This is a genomic window from Mesorhizobium sp. M1409 (assembly GCF_040317535.1).
GTDB lineage: Bacteria > Pseudomonadota > Alphaproteobacteria > Rhizobiales > Rhizobiaceae > Mesorhizobium.
Window position 1 is genome coordinate 1 of the sequence record NZ_JAMYKV010000144.1, and the last position, 1,554, is coordinate 1,554.

1 protein-coding gene is annotated in these 1,554 nt (G+C 55.9%); it reads right to left on the minus strand.

Features of this window, described 5'->3' with window-relative positions; translation table 11 throughout:
* Window positions 1–302 precede the first annotated feature (302 nt).
* The gene (locus NKG99_RS35715; protein WP_352874164.1) at window positions 303–1,463 is read right to left on the minus strand and encodes an IS110 family RNA-guided transposase; all 1,161 of its coding nucleotides are present in this window, start codon (window positions 1,461–1,463) and stop codon (window positions 303–305) included.
* Between the last annotated feature and the right edge of the window lie 91 nt (window positions 1,464–1,554).

Genomic DNA, 1,554 nt, shown 5'->3' on the forward strand with positions numbered 1-1,554 from the left:
CGCGGCAGGTGAACTCACATGGGCTCGTCAATGTAAAGCGGGTTCAAAAACGCATGTTCGGCACTCCCATCGATCCAGTATCCAGGCTCGAGCTCATCATCTGACTGGAGCACTTCCACCAGTCCAAACTCACATACGGTCGCCGCTTTTTATCGGCCGCACCAAAATCCCTCTTTCGTAGGCGGAGGCTCGGTAGGACAAAACCCTTCTTCTCGTCGGCGCGTGACGCCACATTCACCCTTCGGTTTGTCCTGTCTGGATCTGCCCGCACCACTGCGGGAGATTGAGGCGATTTTCATCAGTCAGGCCGCCTTCAGCTTTGCGCCTTCAATGACCACTCCATGAACGGCATATTTCCAGAGAGCTACAAGAAGCTTTCTTGCCAGCGCGACTATCGCGGTTTTCTTCCCGCGCCCCCCGTTTCGTTGCACGCGCTCCATGAACCATGTGCTGAGGGCCGAATTCGGCTGATGGTGTAGCCATAGCCATGCCAGCTGGATCATGACTGTCCGAAGTCGCGGGTTACCAGCCTTCCCGACACCTTGTTCATGATCTACAGAGCCACTCTGCCAAGGGGTAGGCGCCAGGCCAGCGTAGGCAGCGACTTGGCGGCGATTATCGAAGTTGCGGAAGAGCGCCTCCGACCAGAGAACCGCAGCGACTTCAGCACCAATACCCTTAAGCTGCACGATCATGGACGCCGGGTTCGGCATAGAGTCGCTCACGACATTGAGCAACGCGTCCCGTTCTGCTTCAACCTCCTTGATCTGTGCAAGGAGGATTTCGAGACGATCAAGTTCCCGTAAAATCTGTGCTTTAACTTGACGTGGCAGCGGGTGTCCGTCGCCCGTTCGCAGTTCCTCCAGTCGAGCGCGGCGATTTCGGTAGATCGGTTCGTAGTCGCCAATTCCTTGTGCGAACAGCAAGCCTTTGATCCGGTTTACGTGCAGGATTCTCTCTGCGATCAGCGTCTTTCGCTCTCGGCAGATTCGACGACGATCCTCTTCATCACGAGTGGGAACCCTGACCATCGCACACACCCTTGGTTCACCTCGCTTGTAGGCCAGAAGCGTCCGCACCAAGGTTTCCCCATCAATTTTGTCGGTCTTCGCCCGCCGATGTTTTCGGGACGTCAGAACCGAAGCAGGATCAACTACCCAGCTTTCTATTCCATTCTTCTCAAGTGTGCGGTGGATCCAGAATCCGTCGAGACCGGCTTCTTGGATAACGACCACGGGATACGTTTTGCCGGTGCGCGATCGCCCCTTCTGTTGGAGTTCTGCGAGCCTTTTCAGGAGATCCGCAACATCGCCTCCCAGAACTGAGTGCTTCGACATTTTCTCTCCCCCTCCCGGCGAAAGAGATGTGATCAACCACCGTGTTCTGCTCAATTCCAGCGACACGAAGATCGCGCAGAGTTCGGTGCGAATGGCGATCGAAGTTTCAAATTGACCGGTTTGCATGCCTGGCTCCCGAGTGGTGTTTGTAACAACCACACATTCGCAAGAGCGGTGGCTGCTATCCAGTCGCCCATAGGATCTTCTCCCGCACGTG